This is a genomic window from Amycolatopsis sp. NPDC049159 (genome assembly GCF_040648295.1).
Taxonomy (GTDB): Bacteria; Actinomycetota; Actinomycetes; order Mycobacteriales; family Pseudonocardiaceae; genus Amycolatopsis; species Amycolatopsis pretoriensis_A.
This window is the reverse complement of sequence record NZ_JBEZDL010000033.1, coordinates 41,224-59,497: the sequence shown is the minus strand read 5'-3', so window position 1 is coordinate 59,497 and position 18,274 is coordinate 41,224. Positions and strand designations below refer to the sequence as shown.

10 protein-coding genes are annotated in these 18,274 nt (G+C 71.2%); 5 read left to right on the top strand and 5 right to left on the bottom strand.

What is annotated here, in order from left to right:
- Positions 1 to 31: 31 nt before the first annotated feature.
- Genes AB0B33_RS42070 through AB0B33_RS42055 form a run of 4 tightly spaced genes read right to left on the bottom strand, consistent with a single transcriptional unit; the run spans position 32 to position 5,425 of the window.
- Positions 32 to 1,684, bottom strand: a complete 1,653-nt coding sequence (locus AB0B33_RS42070; protein WP_360782446.1) for an ABC transporter ATP-binding protein — start codon at positions 1,682 to 1,684, stop codon at positions 32 to 34.
- Entirely contained in the window at positions 1,681 to 2,577 is an 897-nt protein-coding gene (locus AB0B33_RS42065; protein ID WP_360782443.1) for an ABC transporter permease, read from the bottom strand. Before AB0B33_RS42065 ends, AB0B33_RS42070 begins: the two co-directional genes overlap by 4 nt.
- On the bottom strand, positions 2,574 to 3,599 hold the full coding sequence (locus tag AB0B33_RS42060) for an ABC transporter permease (protein ID WP_247023377.1): 1,026 nt from the start codon (positions 3,597 to 3,599) through the stop codon (positions 2,574 to 2,576). Before AB0B33_RS42060 ends, AB0B33_RS42065 begins: the two co-directional genes overlap by 4 nt.
- Positions 3,600 to 3,601: 2 nt before the next feature.
- A complete protein-coding gene (locus AB0B33_RS42055; protein WP_247023378.1) occupies positions 3,602 to 5,425 on the bottom strand; it encodes an ABC transporter substrate-binding protein in 1,824 nt (607 codons plus the stop codon).
- Positions 5,426 to 5,594: 169 nt separating this feature from the next.
- Here AB0B33_RS42055 and AB0B33_RS42050 point away from each other — a divergent pair, with 169 nt between their 5' ends.
- Both AB0B33_RS42050 and AB0B33_RS42045 read left to right on the top strand, forming a co-directional pair.
- Complete coding sequence (locus AB0B33_RS42050; RefSeq protein WP_360782440.1) at positions 5,595 to 6,422, top strand: M55 family metallopeptidase; 828 nt, start codon at positions 5,595 to 5,597, stop codon at positions 6,420 to 6,422.
- Positions 6,415 to 7,704, top strand: a complete 1,290-nt coding sequence (locus tag AB0B33_RS42045) for a M20/M25/M40 family metallo-hydrolase (RefSeq protein WP_247023380.1) — start codon at positions 6,415 to 6,417, stop codon at positions 7,702 to 7,704. The genes AB0B33_RS42050 and AB0B33_RS42045 overlap by 8 nt, the downstream gene beginning before the upstream one ends.
- Here the strand turns inward: AB0B33_RS42045 and AB0B33_RS42040 are convergent.
- Positions 7,694 to 8,326, bottom strand: coding sequence for a class I SAM-dependent methyltransferase (locus tag AB0B33_RS42040; protein WP_360782438.1), 633 nt, complete (start codon positions 8,324 to 8,326; stop codon positions 7,694 to 7,696). The genes AB0B33_RS42045 and AB0B33_RS42040 overlap by 11 nt on opposite strands.
- Before the next feature lie 245 nt (positions 8,327 to 8,571).
- On the opposite strand from AB0B33_RS42040, the gene AB0B33_RS42035 reads away from it, so the two are divergent.
- The 3 genes from AB0B33_RS42035 to AB0B33_RS42025 all read left to right on the top strand — a co-directional run bounded on the left by AB0B33_RS42035 (position 8,572) and on the right by AB0B33_RS42025 (position 18,211).
- A complete protein-coding gene (locus AB0B33_RS42035; RefSeq protein WP_360782557.1) occupies positions 8,572 to 12,888 on the top strand; it encodes a GH92 family glycosyl hydrolase in 4,317 nt (1,438 codons plus the stop codon).
- 122 nt (positions 12,889 to 13,010) lie between these two features.
- Positions 13,011 to 16,133: a GH92 family glycosyl hydrolase gene (locus tag AB0B33_RS42030; protein WP_360782436.1), complete on the top strand. Its 3,123-nt coding sequence runs from the start codon at positions 13,011 to 13,013 to the stop codon at positions 16,131 to 16,133.
- The gene (locus AB0B33_RS42025) at positions 16,130 to 18,211 is read left to right on the top strand and encodes an FUSC family protein (protein WP_360782434.1); all 2,082 of its coding nucleotides are present in this window, start codon (positions 16,130 to 16,132) and stop codon (positions 18,209 to 18,211) included. The genes AB0B33_RS42030 and AB0B33_RS42025 overlap by 4 nt, the downstream gene beginning before the upstream one ends.
- The last annotated feature ends 63 nt before the right edge of the window (positions 18,212 to 18,274 follow it).

The window sequence follows — 18,274 nt, the reverse complement described above, 5'->3', positions numbered from 1 at the left end:
CACACCGCGCCCGGGCGGGGTTCCCGCAGTGTCAGGTTTCCACGGTGCGGCGCTGGGCCGTGCCGCCGGGCAGGGCGGCCAGCAGGGACTTCGTGTACTCGTGGTGCGGGTCGAGCAGGACCTGTTCCACCGTCCCGGTTTCGACCAGTTCGCCGCGGTACATCACGGCGACGCGGTCGGCGATGTTCCAGGCCAGCCCGAGGTCGTGGGTGATCACCAGCGCGGCGAGGCCGAGTTCGCGGCGCAGCCGCAGCAGCAGCCCGAGGATCTCGCCGCGGACCGACGCGTCGAGGGAGGCGACCGGTTCGTCGGCCACCAGCATCGACGGCTCGAGCGCGAGGGCACCGGCGATGACGACGCGCTGGCGCTGGCCGCCGGAGAGCTGGTGCGGGAGCCGGTCGGCGTACTTCTCCGCCGGCCGCAGTTCCGCGGCCTCCAGTGCCCGGTGGACGACCGCGCGCTCGTCGGCGAGCTTGTGGATCCGCGGGCCTTCGGCGACGGCCTCGTACACCGTGTGGGCGGGGTTCAGCGCGCTGGTCGGGTCCTGCAGCACCAGCTGGACCTGCCGGCGGTAGGCCTTGAGGCCGGCGCCGGAGGCCGGGACCGGCTTGCCGTCGTAGCGGACCACGCCGGAGTCGGGTTTCTGCAGGCCGAGCAGCGTCCGGGCGAGCGTCGTCTTGCCGGAGCCGGACTGGCCGACGAGTGCGACGATCTCGTCACGCGACACCGTGAGGTCGACCCCGGCGACGGCGTCGATCCGCTTGCCGGTGCGGTCGCGGAAGGACACGCGCAGGTTCTCCGCGGCCAGCAGCGGCTCGCCGCCGGCGACGCGGTCGGCCGGTTCGGGCGGCAGCGGGGTGCCGGTCGCCGGCGCGAAGCGGGACACGGGGTCGCCGACGGTCGGGAACGCCGCGGCGAGCGCCCGGGTGTGCTCGTGTTTCGGCGCGCCCATCACCTCGGCGCTGGGCCCTTCCTCGACGATCTGCCCGTCGTACATCACGGCGATGCGCTCGCAGGTCGAGGCGAGGACGGAGAGGTCGTGGCTGATCATGATCAGCCCGATGTCCTGTTCGGCGACCAGCCGCGAGAGCAGGGCGAGGACCTGGGCCTGGACGATGACGTCGAGGGCGGTGGTCGGCTCGTCGGCGATGATCAGCCGCGGCGAGCAGGCCAGTGCCATCGCGATCATGACGCGCTGCTTCTGCCCGCCCGACAGCTCGTGGGGGTAGGCGCCGGCGCGGCCCGGGGGCAGGTCGACCTGGGTGAGCAGTTCGGCGACGCGGGCGTCGACCGCGGCGTCGGTGAGCGCGCCGCCTTCGGGCGGGTGCAGCCGGATCGGCTCGGCGATCTGCTCGCCGATCTTGCGGACCGGGTTGAGCGCGTGCATGGCGCCCTGGAACACCACCGACGCTTCGGCCCAGCGGACCGCGCGCAGGCGGCCCCACTTCATGGCGGTGACGTCTTCGCCGTCGAGGGCGATCTCACCGGTGATCTTCGCCGAGCGCGGCAGGAGCCGCAGCACGCTCATCGCGACGGTGGACTTGCCCGACCCGGACTCCCCGGCGACGCCGAGGGTGCCGCCGGGGTCGAGGGTGAGGTCGACGCCGCGGACGGCGGGCACCTCCTGATCGCCCACCGCGTAGGTGACGGTGAGGTCGGTGAGCTGCAGCAGCGGGGTGGTCACTTCTTCAACCTCGGGTTGAGCACGGTCTCCAGGCCCCGGCCGACCAGGGTGAAGAAGAGGACGACGAGGACGATCGCGATGCCCGGCGGGAGCACGTTCCACCAGGCGCCGCGGCTGATGGCGCCGTTGTTGAGCGCGCTTTCGAGCACCAGGCCCCAGGTGACGGAGTTGGGGTCGCCGACGCCGAGGAACGACAGGGTCGCGTCGGCGATGACGGAGTTGCCGACCACGAGCGTGGTGTTGGCCAGCACGAGCGGCATGACGCCGGGCAGGACGTGCTTGCCGATGACGTGCAGGTGGCTGCCGCCGAGGGCGTGGGCGCGTTCGATGTAGGGGCGGCTTTCGATGGTCAGCGTCTGCGCCCGGACCAGCCGGGCGGTGCTGGGCCAGGCGGTGAGGCCGATGGCGACGATGATCGTGCCGACGCCCTTGGGCAGCACCGCCGAGAGCGCGATCGCGAGGATCAGCGACGGCAGGACCAGGAAGAAGTCGGTGAACCGCAGCAGCGCGGCCGACACCCAGCCGCCGAAGTGCGCGGCGGCGATGCCGATGAGCGTGCCGATGATGACCGACAGCAGCGCGGCGGAGAACCCGACGAGCAGGGAGATCCGGCTGCCCCAGACGGTCATCAGCAGCACGGACCGGCCGAAGTTGTCGGTACCCAGCCAGAACTCGCCGCTGGGCGGGGAAAGCGGCTCGCCGGTCGCCTTGGTGACGTCGAGGCCGCTCTGGTCGCTGATCAGCGGCAGCAGCAGGGCGACGAGCACGGTGGCGCCGAGCAGGACCAGCCCGACGAGCGCGGCCCGTTGCCCGGCGAACTCCCGCCAGGTCCGGACGATCGACGCGCGCCGCCGGCTCCACGCGATCCGGCGCGGTGTCTCCGCGGTGGTCATGAGGTACGCACCCTCGGGTCGAGCACGCGGTAGAGCAGCTCCGCGAGCAGGTTCATCAGCACCACCGCGCTCGCCAGCACGGTGAACACGCCTTGGAGCACCGGCAGGTCGGGGCCGTGCAGGGCGTCGTAGGTCAGCTGCCCGAGGCCGGGCCAGCTGAACACGGCCTCGACGGTGACCGCGCCGGCGACGACCTGGCCGAACTGCATGAACACCAGCGTGGTGGTCGGCAGCAGGGCGTTGGGGACGGCGTGGCGCTTGCGGACGAGGTCGTCGCGCAGGCCCTTGGCGCGGGCGGTGGTGAGGTAGTCGGCGTTCATCTCCCCCAGCAGCGACGACCGCATGATCAGCATGTACTGGGCGTAGAACACCGCCAGCAGCGTCACGCACGGCAGCACGAGGTGGTGCAGGACGTCGAGGGTCTGGGAGAGGACGTCGGGCGCGGCGTCCGGGGAGTGCATGCCGCGGCTGGGGAACAGGCCGTTGGTGACCACGAGCAGCATCAGGCCGAGCCAGAACTGCGGGACCGACCAGAGGGTCAGGGCGATCCCGGTCTGGGCGCGGTCGAAGAAGCTGTCGCGGCGCCAGGCGGCGCGGATGCCCAGCCACAGCCCGATGAGCACGGCCAGGACGGTGGCGCTGCCGACGAGCAGGATGGTCGGCCAGAGCCGTTCGCCGATCATGTCGGCGACCGGGCGGCCGTTGTTGAGCAGCCGGGACTCGCCGAGGTCGCCGTGCAGCAGGTCCCAGAAGTACTGGCCGAACTGGACGAAGACGGGCTTGTCGACGCCCATCTTCTCGCGCAGCTCGGCGATCTGCTGGGGGCTGGTGACGCGGTCGCGGGTCATCGCGGCGACGGGGTCGCCGGGGAGCATCCGGAAGAGGAAGAAGAACAGGACGACCACCAGCACGACGCTGACGACCGCTTCGAGGACCTTCTGGAGGACGAACCGGGCGGTGCCGGTCCCGCCGCGGTGCTCGTCGGGGTCGACGAGCACCGCGGCTTGTTCGGGGGCGGTCATGCCTACTCGCGGTCTTCCGACGTCTTGCCGCGGCGGCTCAGGACGATCCCGCCGCCGACCAGGACCACCACGACGACCGCGCCGATGACGATCCACAGCACGGTGTTGCCGGAGCCGGAGTCCGCGGTGTTCTCGGTGCCGGCCGGGGTGGCGCCGTAGACGCCCCAGTAGCCGGTCTGCTCGAGGATCGCGCCCTTGGGCTGCGGCTGGGTGGTGAAGCCGGAGAACTTGTCGGAGCGGTAGGCCTCGAGCGCGTTCTGGTAGTCCAGGACGATCGTCGGGTACTGGCTGTAGAGCCGCGCCTGGGCCTGCTTGACGTAGTCGGCGCGCTTGGCGTCGTCGGTCTCGGTCAGCTGCTTCTTGTAGAGCTCGTCGTACTGGGCGTCGCAGAAGAACGTGTCGGTGCTGCCGCCCTTGGCGTCGGCGCTGGGGCGGGCGGCGCAGGTGTGCAGCGAGAGCGCGTAGTCCGGGTCGGGGTTGGTGCCGTAGCCGCCGATGGCGAGGTCGTACTTGCCGGTGGCGGTGCGGTCGGACAGCTCGTCGTCGGAGACCAGGTCCTGCTTGACGGCGATGCCGATTTCCTTGAGCCAGCCGGAGACGTACTGGGCGACGCCCTGGTCGTAGCTGCGGTTGGAGTGGCCGGTCAGGCGCAGTTCCAGCTTGGCGCCGCCGGGGGCGGTGCGGATGCCGTCCGGCCCCTTCTGGTAGCCGGCCTGCTCCAGGGTGGTGTTGGCGGCGGCGAGGTCGAACTTGACCTTCTCGCTGTCGCTGGGGTCCCAGTGGTAGGCGCCGTAGACGGCGGGCACGACGCCGCCGCCGACCTGGCCGAGGCCCTTGAGCACCTTGTCCACGATCGCCTGGGTGTCGACGGCCTGGGTGATCGCCTTGCGGACGTTGATGTCCTTCAGGACGGGGTTGCCGTCACCGATGGGGTGGTTGGCGTTGTCCTGGACGCCGAAGTTGATCGACAGCTCGTCGTAGCGGCGGCCCGGGGCGGCGTTGGTGGTGATGCCCTCCTGGCCCTGCAGCGCGGCGAACTGGTTGGGGTTGAGCCGGTTGATGACGTCGACTTCGCCCTGCTTGAGCGCGTTGACCGCGGCTTCGGTGTCCTTGAACTGCAGCAGCTGCAGTTCGTCGACCTTCGGGGCGCCGCGCCAGTAGTCTTTGTTGGCCTTGAACTTGACGTACTCGTTCGGCTTGTACTCGGTGACCTGGTAGGGACCGTCGGAGACGCCGGCGATGGCCAGGTCGTCGGTCTTCGGGTCCTTGAGGTCGGTGACCGGCTCCCAGATGTGCTGCGGCACGATCGGGACGTCGAGCAGGTTCATGTTGACCTGCACGGTCTTGGTCTTGATGACGAGCGTGGTGTCGTCGGGCGCGGTGACCGTCTCGAAGTTCGCCACGTAGTTGCCGTTGGCGGTGCGGGCGTTCTCGTCGGTGAGCATCCGGTTGAAGGTGTAGGCCGCGTCCTTGGCCGTCACCGGCTTCCCGTCGCTCCACTTGACGCCGGTGCGGATCTTGAACGTCCAGGTCAGCTTGTCCGGCGACGGCGTCCACGACTCGGCGAGCGCGGGCGAGGCCTCGGCCTTCTCGGCGTTCGGGACGGTCAGGAACTCGTAGGTGAACCGGCCGATCTGCGTGGACGCGGCGAGCACGGCGGTGAACGGGTTCAGGTGGTCGATGCCGGTGGTCAGCGCGACGCGCAGCACCTTGCCCTGCTGGGCCTGGGCGGGCGCCGCGAGCGGGACCGCCCCGAGCGCCGCCACGGCGAGCACCGCCGCCACCCGGCCGAGTCTGCGTTGCACATGCACCAAAAACCACCCCATCGTTCGCTTGTGAGCCTCCCCAAGGACGAGAAGTAACCACATACCGGGACAACCGCGCAATATGTTCCCGCCCCGGCAGGTGTCCGATCGTTATCGATCGCTTTCGACGACGCAGCGTGATCGGGGATTCCGCGTCCGGGGCCGGGACGGGCTGGCTAGAGTGCCGGGCATGCGCATCATGATCTCGGCGGACATGGAAGGCGCCACCGGCGTCACCTGGACCGACGACGTCGTGCCCGGATCGCCGCAGTGGGACCGCTTCCGCCGGTTGTTCACCGGCGACGTCAACGCGGTGCTGGCCGGGCTGTTCGACGCCGGGGCCGGGGACGTGCTGGTCAACGAGGCGCATTCGTCGCAGCGGAACCTCCTGCTGGAGGACCTGGACCCGCGGGCGCGGATGCTGACCGGGCGCCACAAGCCGATGTCGATGATGCAGGGCATCGATTCCGGTGTGGACGGTGTCGTCTTCCTCGGCTACCACGCCGGTGCCGGGTCCGACGGGGTGCTTTCCCACACCTACCTGGAGAACCAGATCACCGGGGTGTGGCTGGACGACGTCCCGGCGAGCGAGGGCAGGCTGAACGCGGCGGTGGCCGCCGAGTACGGCGTCCCCGTCCTGCTCGTTTCGGGTGACGACGAAACGTGTGAAGACGCCCGTGACTACGCTCCGGAGGCGGAGCTGGTCCAGGTGAAGGAGTGCGTGAGCCGGTACGCGGCGATCTGCCTGCCGCCGGCCCGCACGGCGGAGCTGCTGACCGGCGCGGCGGCCGACGCGATGGCGCGGGCCGGGCGCGAGGAGCGGCGGGTCCGGGTGCACCGGATCGAGGTGGAGTTCGACGCGAGCCACCTGGCGCAGGCGACGGCGGTGATCCCGACGGTGGAGCAGATCGGCACCCGGCGGGTCGGGTTCGACGCGCCGGACATGACCGAAGCGATGAAGGCGTTCAAGGTCGTCACGGCGATCGCGGCGGGGGCGGTGCAGGGCATCTATGGCTGACGTCGTCGAACTGTGCGCGGACCTGATCCGGTTCGACACGACCAACCGCGGCGGCAACGACGCCGAGCCCGAGCGCCCGGCCGCGGAGTACGTGGCCGCGTTCCTGGCCGGCCTGGGGATCCCGTCTCAGCTCCTCGAAGCGGCGCCCGGGCGGGCCAGCGTGATCGCGCGTGTACCCGGCACGGACCCGTCGCTGCCGGCGCTGCTGGTGCAGGGTCACCTGGACGTCGTCCCGGCGGACGCGGCGGACTGGTCGGTGCCGCCGTTCGCGGGCGAGGTGCGCGACGGGTACCTGTGGGGCCGCGGCGCGACCGACATGAAGGACTTCGTGGCGATGGTGCTCGCCGCGCTGGCGAGCGGCGTGCGGCCGCGGCGTGAGCTGGTGCTGGCGTTCGTCGCCGACGAGGAGGACCGCGGCGAGTGGGGCGCGCACTGGCTCGTCGCCGAGCACCCCGAGCTGTTCGAAGGCTGCGTGGCGGCGATCAGCGAGTCCGGCGGCTACACCTACCACGTCCCGGCGGCCGACGGCCGTGACGTGCGCCTGTACCCGGTGGGGACGGCCGAACGCGGCACGGCGCACCTGCGCCTGACCGCCCGCGGCCGCGCCGGGCACGGTTCGCGCCCCAATGCCGAGAACGCCGTCACCCGGCTGGTGGGCGCGTTGCACCGGATCGCGGCGCACGAGTGGCCGGTGTCGCTGACCCCGGCGGTGCGGGCGTTCTTGGAACGCACCGGCGCGGCGCTGGGTGTCCCGGTGGACCTGTCCGATGTGGACGCGACGGTGGCCGCGCTGGGTCCGGCGGGTTCGCTGGTGCTGCCGACGGTCCGCACCAGCACCACCCCGACGATGCTGGACGCCGGCTACAAGGTGAACGTCATCCCGTCGACGGCGACCGCGCAGGTCGACGTCCGGGTGCTGCCGGGCACCGAGGAGTCGTTGTTCGCGAAACTGGACGAACTGCTCGGCGAAGGGGTGACGCGGGAGTTCGTCGCGCACCAGCCGCCGGTGCAGGCCCCGGTGGACTCGCCGTGGTTCTCGGCGATGGCCGACGCGCTGCGGGCGGAAGACCCCGAGGCCGTGGTGGTGCCGTACTGCCTGGGCGGCGGGACGGACGCGAAGGCGTTCGCGCAGCTGGGCATCGACAACTACGGGTTCGCGCCGCTGTGGCTGCCGAAAGGCTTCCCGTACCGGGCGATGGCGCACGGCGTGGACGAGCGGGTCCCGGTCGAGGGCCTGCACTTCGGGACGCGGGTGCTGTCCCGGTTCCTGGCTACCGCGTGAACTCGGCCCAGTAGCGGCCGCCGTCGCGGATGGTTTCCAGGCTCACCAGGTGGACGCCGTCCTGGGCGATCGAGGCGATCTCCGCGCGGTTGAACGGCCACGGCGGGCCGACCCACGTCTCGGTGTCCGTGCTCTCCTCCGCGACCTCGGAGACCAGCAGCGTGCCGTCCGGGGCGAGGAAGCCGGCCAGCGCGGACAGTGCCTTCGCGCGGTACTCGCGGGGCATCGCCTGGACGTTGATGATCTCCACGACCAGGTCGAACGCGTGCCGCCACTCCCCCGGCGGGGCGAGCAGGTCGGCCACTACGTAGTCCACCGCGGAGTCCGGGAAGCGGGCGCGGGCGGCCTTGACCGCGGTCGGGGCGACGTCGAACGCCGTCACCGCCCAGCCGTGGGAAGCCAGCAGCTCGGCGTCGTCGCCGAGGGCGCTGCCGACGACCAGCGCGCGGCGGCCTTCACCCGGCTCGACCCAGTCGGCGAGGTCGGCGTTGGGTTCGCCGCGGGTCCAGGGGACTTCCGCCTCGCCGCGCTCGGCGGCGGTGTAGAGCTGGTCGAACCAGCCGGTCGGATTGCCTGCGGCGAGGGACGCCCGGGAGAGGACCCGGTCGGCGGGGTCGGTCATGGCGGTGACCTTACCGATCGGGTGAACCGGCCGGGATCCGGTTACCGCGCGCGGCCGGACCGGGGAGTCCGGTGGCCCGGTCGAGTGCCCGTCGACGGGGCCGGTGCCGTCGAGTTGTCCACTTCTGGCCAGGTTTGACCGGCAGCCTTGACATCGATGTCACCCGCGCGTTTGTCTTCCTGGGCGCCGCCGGTCCCCGCCTGCGCGGCGCTTGATGAACCCGCCCTCCAGCACTGGGAGCAATGATGCCCCGAAGCGCCAGACCACCGGTCGCTTTCCTGGTGACCGCCGCCGTGGTCGCCGCCGGCCTGGTCGCCGTCCCCGCGGTCCCGGCCGCCGCCGACGAAGCTCTGCCCGCCGATTTCTCGTCCTCGTTCGAAGCCGGTGACGTCCAGCCGACCTGGACCGACACCGTGGACACCGACGCCGCAGGCAAGCCGCGCGCGTCCGGGATCAACGGCGCGAACGGCACCGCCATCCCCGGCGACATCCGCGGCAAGGTCACCGAAAGCAGCGCCAGCAGCGAGAACACCAGCGGCGGCGAGGTCGTGTCGAACCTCTTCGACGGGACCACCGATACGAAGTGGCTGTCCTGGGACCCGACCGCGTGGGCGCAGCTGTCGCTGTCGGAGCCGACGTCGATCACGCACTACGCGCTGTCCTCGGCCAACGACTTCGACAACCGCGACCCCAAGGACTGGACGCTGCAGGGCTCGAACGACGCCCTCACCTGGACCGACCTCGACAAGCAGGCCGACCAGGCGTTCACCGCCCGCTTCCAGCAGAAGGACTACACGCTGGCCGCCCCGAGCGCCGCGTTCAAGTTCTTCCGGCTGAACGTCACCCGCAACAACGGCGGGCCCATCCTGCAGCTCTCGGAGCTGCTGCTGGCCAACGACGAGCCGGCGCCGCCGCCGCTGCCGAACATGCGCAGCTTCACCGACTCCGGCCCGACCAGCGGGTACACGAACAAGAACCGCGTCGGCTACACCGGGCTCAAGGCGTTCCGCTACTCCGGCAGCCAGACCGCGGAAGGCCACGGCTGGTCCTACAACAAGGTCTTCGACGTCGACGTCCCGGTCGTCGCCTCGACCGAGCTGTCCTACAAGGTGCAGCCGCAGTTCATCACCGGTGACCTGAAGTACCAGAGCACGAACGTGGCGATCGACCTGGTCTTCACCGACGGCACCCGGCTGCGCGACCTCGGCGCGACCGACCAGTACGGCTTCCCGCTGACACCGGAGGGCCAGGGCAAGAGCAAGGTCCTCTACACCAACCAGTGGAACCTGGTGCGCTCGGCGATCGGCACGGTCGCCAAGGGCAAGACGATCGACCGGATCCTGGTCGGCTACGACAACCCCGACGGCCCCGGTTCGCTGCAGGGCTGGCTCGACGACGTCAAGATCTCGGCGACGCCGACCCCGCCGGCCAGCACCCGCCCGAGCGACAACGTGCTCACCACGCGCGGCACGATGGCCAACAGCACGTTCTCCCGGGGCAACAACTTCCCGGCGACCGCGGTGCCGCACGGCTTCAACTTCTGGACGCCGGTGACCGACGCCGGGTCCGACAGCTGGCTGTACAACTACAGCACCCAGAACAACGCGGACAACCTGCCGGCGCTGCAGGCGTTCAGCGTGAGCCACGAGCCGAGCCCCTGGATGGGTGACCGGCAGAGCTTCCAGGTGATGCCGTCCGCGGCCGCCGGGGTGCCCGACGCCAACCGCGACAAGCGCGCGCTGGCGTTCAAGCACAGCGACGAGACCGCGCGGGCGCACTACTACGGGGTGCAGTTCCAGAACGGGATCAAGACCGAGATCGCCCCGACCGACCACGCGGCGGTCATGCGGTTCGGCTTCCCGGGCGCCGACTCGAGCCTGATCTTCGACAACGTGAACAACTCCGGCGGGCTGACGCTCGACCCGGCGACGGGCACGCTGTCCGGCTTCACCGACGCCAAGAGCGGCCTGTCGGCCGGTGCGGGGCGGATGTTCGTCTACGCCACCTTCGACAAGCCGGTCACCACGGGCGGCAAGCTCACCGGGCAGGGCCGCGACAACGTCACCGGCTACCTGCGGTTCGCCGCCGGCGCCGACAAGACCGTGACCATGCGGATCGCGACGTCGCTGCTCAGCGTCGAACAGGCCAAGAAGAACCTGGCCCAGGAGATCGCCCCGACCGCGACCTTCGACTCCGTCCGCGACGCCGCGCAGCGCACGTGGGACGACCAGCTGAAGGTGATCGAGGTCGAGGGCGCGTCGAAGGACCAGATCACGACGCTCTACTCGAACCTGTACCGGCTGTTCCTGTACCCGAACTCGGCGTTCGAGAACACCGGCACGACCGAGAAGCCGGCCTACAAGTACGCGAGCTTCGTCTCGCCGAAGGCCGGGGCCGACACCCCGACGCAGACCGGGTCGAAGATCGTCGACGGCCAGACCTACGTCAACAACGGGTTCTGGGACACCTACCGCACGACGTGGCCGGCGTACTCGCTGCTCACCCCGGACATGGCCGGGAAGATGGTCGACGGGTTCGTGCAGCAGTACCGCGACGGCGGCTGGATCTCGCGCTGGTCGTCCCCGGGCTACGCCGACCTGATGACCGGCACCAGCGCCGACGTCGCCTTCGCCGACGCCTACCTCAAGGGCGTGAAGAACTTCGACGTCAAGTCGTTCTACGACGCGGCGCTGAAGGACGCGACGGTCACGCCGCCGAACAACGCGGTCGGCCGCAAGGGTGTCGACGAGGGCATGTTCCTCGGCTACGCGCCCAACACCGCCGACCACGGGTTCTCGTGGTCGATCGAGGGGTACGTCAACGACTTCGGCATCGCGAACCTGTCGAAGAAGCTCTACGACGAGGCCCCGGCGAGCGACCCGCGCAAGCAGGAGTACCTGTCGAACTACGAGTACTTCACCAGCCGCGCGCAGCAGTACGTGAACCTGTTCGACCCGAGCGTCGGGTTCTTCCAGGGCCGGGACGCGGCGGGCAAGTTCAGCCGCTCGCCGCAGGACTACGACCCGCGGGTGTGGGGCATCGACTACACCGAGACCGACGGCTGGGGCATGGCGTTCTCCGTGCCGCAGGACGGTCAGGGCCTGGCGAACCTCTACGGCGGCAAGGCGGGGCTGGCGAAGAAGCTGGACGCGTTCTTCGCCGACCAGGAGACCGCGAACTTCCCCGGCTCCTACGGTGGCGTGATCCACGAGATGCGGGAGGCCCGCGACGTCCGGATGGGGCAGCTGGGTCACTCGAACCAGGCCTCGCACCACACGCTCTACATGTACGACTACGCGGGCCAGCCGTCGAAGACGCAGGAGAAGGTCCGCGAGGCGCTCTCGCGGCTCTACACCGGCAGCGAGATCGGCCAGGGCTACGCGGGTGACGAGGACAACGGCGAGCAGTCGGCGTGGTGGACGTTCAGCGCGCTGGGCTTCTACCCGCTGCAGATGGGCAGCCCGAACTACGCGATCGGGTCGCCGCTGTTCAAGAAGGCGACGATCCACCTGGCCGGCGGCAAGGACCTGGTGATCAACGCGCCGAAGAACAGCGCGAAGAACGTCTACGTCCAGGGCGTGAAGGTCAACGGCAAGGCGTACTCCTCGACGTCGCTGTCGCAGGACGTCATCGCGCGCGGCGGGGTCATCGACTTCGACATGGGCCCGAACCCGTCGAAGTGGGGCACCGGCCCGAACGACGCGCCGAAGTCGATCACCCAGGGTGACGCCGTCCCGGCACCGCTGCACGACGAGACCGGTCCTGGCCGGGGCACGCTGTCCACTTCGGACGGCTCCGACGCCAAGGCGCTGGTGGACAACACGTCACGCACCCAGGCCGCCGTCACCGGGGCCGTGCAGTACCAGCTCGACAGCACCGACGAGGCTGTCACGAACTACACGCTGACGTCCCAGACCGGTGCGGGCGACCCGAAGAGCTGGACACTGAAGGGCTCCTACGACGGCAAGACGTGGGCGGTGGCCGACCAGCAGGCGAACCAGTCGTTCAGCTGGCGGCAGCAGACCCGCGCGTTCAAGGTCGCCAACCCGGCGCACTACGCGTACTACAAGCTCGAAGTGACCGCGACCAGCACCGGCGCCCCGGCGCAGCTGGCCGAGTTCGAGCTGCTGGGCAAGCCGGACGCGGCGTGCACCCGCACGGTGACGGGTGCTTCGAACGGGCCGCTGTCGGTCACCTCGGGCACGGTGTGCCTGCAGGACGCGACGATCTCCGGCCCGGTCACGGTGGGCGGCGGCGCGTCGCTGATCGTCCGCGGCGGCCAGATCAAGGGCCCGCTCGCGGCGACCGGCGCCGCGCAGGTCGTGCTGAACCGCACGAAGGTGGGTGGCCCGGTGGCGATCACCGGGGCGACGGGGACGGTGTCGATCGAGCTGACCGACATCTCCGGCCCGGTCGCGCTGACCGCCAACCACGGCCCCGTCCTGACGTCGAGCACGGTGGGCGGCCCGCTGGCGTGCGCGGCGAACTCGCCGGTCCCGACCGACCACGACCTGCCGAACATGGTCCGCGGCCCGGCCGCGGGTCAGTGCGCGAAGATCTAGCCCGGTAAGTGCGGTGAAGGCCACCTTCAGGAACTCTTCGTTCCTGAAGGTGGCCTTCACCGCGTTCGGGGGCCGGCCGCGTCGGGACCGCGGCTGCGCCGTTCGGCGGATACGGTGTCCCCATGTCCGACGCCGTGTTCTTCTCCTCCTTCGAAACGGGTGATCCGCAGCCCGCGGATCCCGGCCTCGTCGTGGACACCGGGCCGGACCGCTCCCCCACGGCCAAGACCGGCGTCGGCTTCACCGGGGCACGCGCCCTCCGCTACGGCTCACCGGCGCGCGCGGTGCTGTTCGAGCTCGACGTCCCCGTCACCGGGCGCACCGAGCTGTCCTATGTGGTGTTCCCGGCCGCCGACGGGGACGTCCCCGCCTACCACGCCACCCGGGTCAGCCTCGACGTCGAATTCGCCGACGGCACGAGCGCCGGGTTCGAGCCGGTCGACGACAAGACGCTCTGGGTGGACCAGTGGAACCCGGTCCGCCGCCCGCTGGGCGCGTTCGCCGGACGCCGGATCCGAAGGATCGTCCTGCGCACCGACGCACCGGACGACAGCACGGGGTGGATCGACGACGTCCGCGTCGCCGAACGTCCCGGGCCGCCGCGGGATCCGGTCGACTTCGCCCGCACCACGCGGGGCACGCACTCCAGCGGCGACTTCTCCCGGGGCAACAACTTCCCGGCCACCGCGGTGCCGCACGGCTTCAACTTCTGGACCCCGGTCACCGACGCCGGGGTCACCAACTGGCTCTACTCCTACCACCGCCACAACAACGCCGAGAACCAGCCGGCGCTGCAGGCCCTCGCGCTGAGCCACCAGCCGAGCCCGTGGATGGGCGACCGGCACACCTTCCACGTCATGCCCGGCACGGGCCCGGTCGAGCCGAAGCGCCGCAAGCGCGCGCTGGCCTTCTCCCACGCCGACGAGACCGACTCACCGCACCACTACGGCGTCCGGTTCGCCAACGGGATGACCGCAGACCTCGCCCCGACGTCGCACGCGGCGATCCTGCGGTTCACCTTCCCGGACAAGCACGGCTGGCTGCTGTTCGACAACGTCCGCAACCGCGGCCGCCTGCGGCTCAACGCCGACACCGGCGTGATCAGCGGGTACACCCGGGTCCGCAGCCGGCTCTCGGCCGGGGCGCGCCGGATGTTCGTCTACGGCGTCACCGACGCCCCGGCCACGCGGGGCGCGAAGGTCCGCCGCCCGCCGTGGCGGCGCGTGTCGGGGTACTTCGAGTTCGACGGGCCCGACGCGACGCTGCGGATCGCGACGTCGCTGATCAGCCTCGCCCAGGCCAAGCGCAACCTCGAACTGGAGATCCCGGCCGGGACGACGTTCGAGGAGGTGCGGGCGCGGGCCAGGCAGCTGTGGCAGGAGCAGCTCGGCCGCGTCGAGGTCGAAGGCGCGACCGACGACCAGGCCACCACGCTCTACTCGAACCTGTACCGGCTGTTCCTGTACCCGAACGCCGCGCACGAGAACACGCCGAAGGGGATCCGGCACGCGAGCCCCGTCGTGCGGCGGAGGTGGCCGAGCACCCGGCGGCGCACCGGCGCGAAGGTCGTCGACGGCGAGCTGTACGTCAACAACGGCTTCTGGGACACCTACCGCACGACCTGGCCGGCGTACGCGCTGTTCACCCCGGAGCAGTGCTGCCGGATGATCGACGGCTTCGTCCAGCAGTACCGCGAGGGCGGCTGGATCTCCCGCTGGTCCTCACCCGGCTACGCCGACCTGATGACCGGGACCAGCTCCGACGTCGCGTTCGCCGACGCCTACCTCAAGGGCGTGCGCGACTTCGACGTCGAGGCCGCCTTCGACGCCGGGTTGAAGAACGCCACCGTCACCCCGCCGCACCGCGCGGTCGGGCGGAAGGGCCTCGAGGAGTCGATCTTCCTGGGCTGGACGCCGGTGTCGGTCCACGAAGGACTGTCGTGGGCGCTGGAAGGCTGCATCAACGACTTCGGCCTCGCCAACCTCGCCGACGCCCTCGCGCGGGAAAGCGAAGGCGAGCGGGCCCGCCGTTACGCCGACTACGCGGCCTACTTCCGCGAGCGCGCGAAGCACTACGTCCACCACTTCGACCCGGAGATCGGGTTCTTCCAGGGCCGCCACCGCGACGGGCGCCGCAAGTTCGGGCCCGCCGGCTACGACCCGGCGGCGTGGGGCGGCGACTTCGTCGAGACCAACGCCTGGAACACCGCCTTCACCGCACCCCACGACGGCCCCGGCCTGGCCGCCCTCCACGGCGGCAACGCCGGGCTCGAGGCCAAGCTGGACGAGTTCTTCGCCACCCCGGAGACCGGACGGCGGCCCGGCGCGTACGGCGGCCTGATCCACGAGATGACCGAGGCCCGCGACGTCCGCATGGGCCAGTACGGGCACTCCAACCAGCCCTCCCACCACATCCCCTACGTCTACAACCTCGCCGGCGCGCCCGCGAAGACCCAGCGCGTCGTGCGGGAGGTGCTGCGGCGGCTCTACCTCGGCAGCGAAATCGGCCAGGGCTACCCCGGCGACGAGGACAACGGCGAGATGTCCGCGTGGTACCTGTTCAGCGCGCTCGGCTTCTACCCGCTCGCCGTCGGCAGCCCGCGCTACGCGATCGGGTCGCCGTCGTTCGAGAAGGCGACCGTCCACCTGGGCGAGGGCAGGAAGCTGGTCGTCCACGCGCCGGGCAACACCGACGAGACCGTCTACGTCCGCGGGCTCACGGTGAACGGCGAGCCGCACGAGGACACCTCGATCGCGCACGCCACCCTCGCCGGCGGCGCCGAACTGGTCTTCGACCTCACCACCGAACCCACCGGCTGGGGCACCCCGCCGCCCCCCGCCGAGCCACCGGACCCGGTCACCGACCTCACCGGCACCGTGACCAGCGCCGAAGCCAAGAACGTCGGCGCGCTGGTCGACGACACCACCCGCACCCAGGTCACCTTCCGCAGCGCCACGCCGTCGATCGAGTTCGCCGTCACCGGCGAGCCCCGCCCGGTCACGATGTACACGCTCACCTCCGGCACCCGCTCCGGCGACCCCAGCGCGTGGGTGCTGGAAGGCTCCGCCGACGGGACCGACTGGACCACCCTCGACGAGCGCGAAGGCGAGCTGTTCCGCTGGCGGCGCCAGACCCGGCCCTTCGCCCTCGCCGCCCCGGCCGCGCACGCCCGCTACCGGCTGCGGATCACCGCCACCCGCGGCCGCCGCACCACCCTCGCCCAATGGGAGCTGCTCGCCCGATGAACCGGTTCCGCCTCGCCGCCCTCGACCGGCTCGCGGCGGCCGACCCCGGCCTGGTCCGGCTGCGGCTGGCCGGGTCCGCGGTGCTCGGCATCGTGCTCGCCGTGGGCGCGCTGCTGCCCGCGCACCTGCCGCTCACCGTGATGCTCGTCGGCGCCATCGCCGCGATGATGACGGCGTTCACCGTCAACGACGCGACCCCGGGCGCCCAGGGCGTGACGCTCGCGCTGGCGTTCCTCACCGGCGCCGCGTCGATCACCACCGCCAGCCTCGGCTCGGCGCTGCCGCCGCTGGACAGCATCGTGTTCGTCCTGCTGATCTTCGTCGCCGTCTACGCCCAGCGCTTCGGCCCGCGCGGCACCGCGCTCGGGTCGATCGCGTTCTTCCTGTTCTTCTTCCCGATGTTCCTGCAAGCCCACCTCAAGCAGGTGCCGCAGCTGCTGCTGGCGCTGGCCGTGGGGGTGCTCGCCAACGCCGTCGTCCGGTTCGTCCTGCTGCGGCACAACGCCGAAGCCGAGTTCCTGCGGGTCCGCCGGGCCTTCCGCGCCCGGCTCGCCGCGGTCGTCCGCGCCACCGAAGCGCACCTGGCCGTCGGCGGCAGCGACCGGACCCGCAAGCAGCTGCGGACGTCGCTGGCCCGGCTCCACGAGTGCGTCCTGCTCATCGAGGACGCCGCCCCCGACGTCGTCGACGCCCGCGCCGCCGACCGCCTCCGCCGCCGCGCCATCGAAGTGGAACTGGCCGTGCAGTGGCTGGCCAGCACCGTCCAGCGCACCTGCTCCGACGAACTCGGCACCGACGTCCGCGACGACCTCATCGCCCGGCTCGCCCGCTTCCGCGCCCTCATGGAACGCGACCCGCGCGAGCTCCCGCTGATCAGCCAGACCGGCGAGTACAGCCGGATGCTCGTCGAAGGCAGCCGCATCGACGAACACGCCGCCCCGGGCGACGGCGTCCGCAAGGCACTGGCCGAACTGGCGCTGGCCGACGACCGGGCCCAGCGCGCCGCCGTCCCCGAGGCCACGGTGGACCCGCTCGAGGCCGAAGCGGAGGAGCCGGAACCCCGGTTCGCCTACGACAACCGGACCCGCAGCGCCATCCAGGCCGTCGTCGGCGGCGGGCTCGCCGTGCTCGGCGGGGAACTGGTCTCCCACCAGCGCTGGTACTGGGCCGTGCTGACCGTCTTCGTCGTGTTCATCGGCGCCTCCAGCGCCGGCGCCACCTTCGTCAAGGGCGTCCGCCGCCTCGGCGGCACCCTGATCGGCATCGTCGGCGGCGTCCTGCTCGCGCTGCTCGTCGGCGGGAACACCCCGGCGACCCTCGCGCTGATCCTGGTCTGCGTGTTCGGCATGGTCTACACCGCGCGCGTCTCGCAGGTGGTGATGGCGTTCTTCATCACCAGCATGCTCGGCCTGCTCTACAGCCTGCTGGGCACGTTCAGCCTCGCCGTGCTCTGGATCCGCGTCGCCGAAACCGCCGTCGGTGCCGCCGCGGGGATCCTCGCCGCCGTCGTCATCGTCCCGGTCCGCACCCGCGCGGTCATGCTCGACGACATCGCCGAGGTGCTCGACGAGCTCGAGGAGTTCCTCGAACACGCCCGCGAGCTCCTCGCCGGGGAGGAGAACGTCAACATCATCGAGCTCTCCCGCGACCTCGACCGCTCGGTCGAGGTGGTCCGGACCACCATCGAGCCGCTGACCCACCCGGTCAACCTGCGCAGCGCCCGCCGCGACTACGGCTGGCACGTGCTGACCACCCTGGAGACCATCGCCTTCCGGGCCCGCCACGTCGCCGCCCGCGCCCAGCCCGGGATGCTCGCCGGCGCCGACACCGACCGGCTCCGCCAGTTCACCGGGCGGCTGCTGGCCAACATCGACGTCCTGCGCAAAGCGCTCGACGCGCCGGGTGGCCCCACACCCGGCACGCTCGTGCGCGACGACGGCACCCCGGTCTCCGACCGGATCCAGCAGGCCGAAACCCGCGCCGTCCTCTCCAGCCTCAGCCACCTCGACGAGGCGCTGGTCTCCCTCGGCCTCGTCTTCGGCCTGCAGGCCACCGACCCACGCGCCCCGGCGAAGTAGCGGGTCCGGGGCGGCGCGGTTGCCTGGCCGCGCCGCCCCTCTTCACCTTCTCCGCCTCACCCG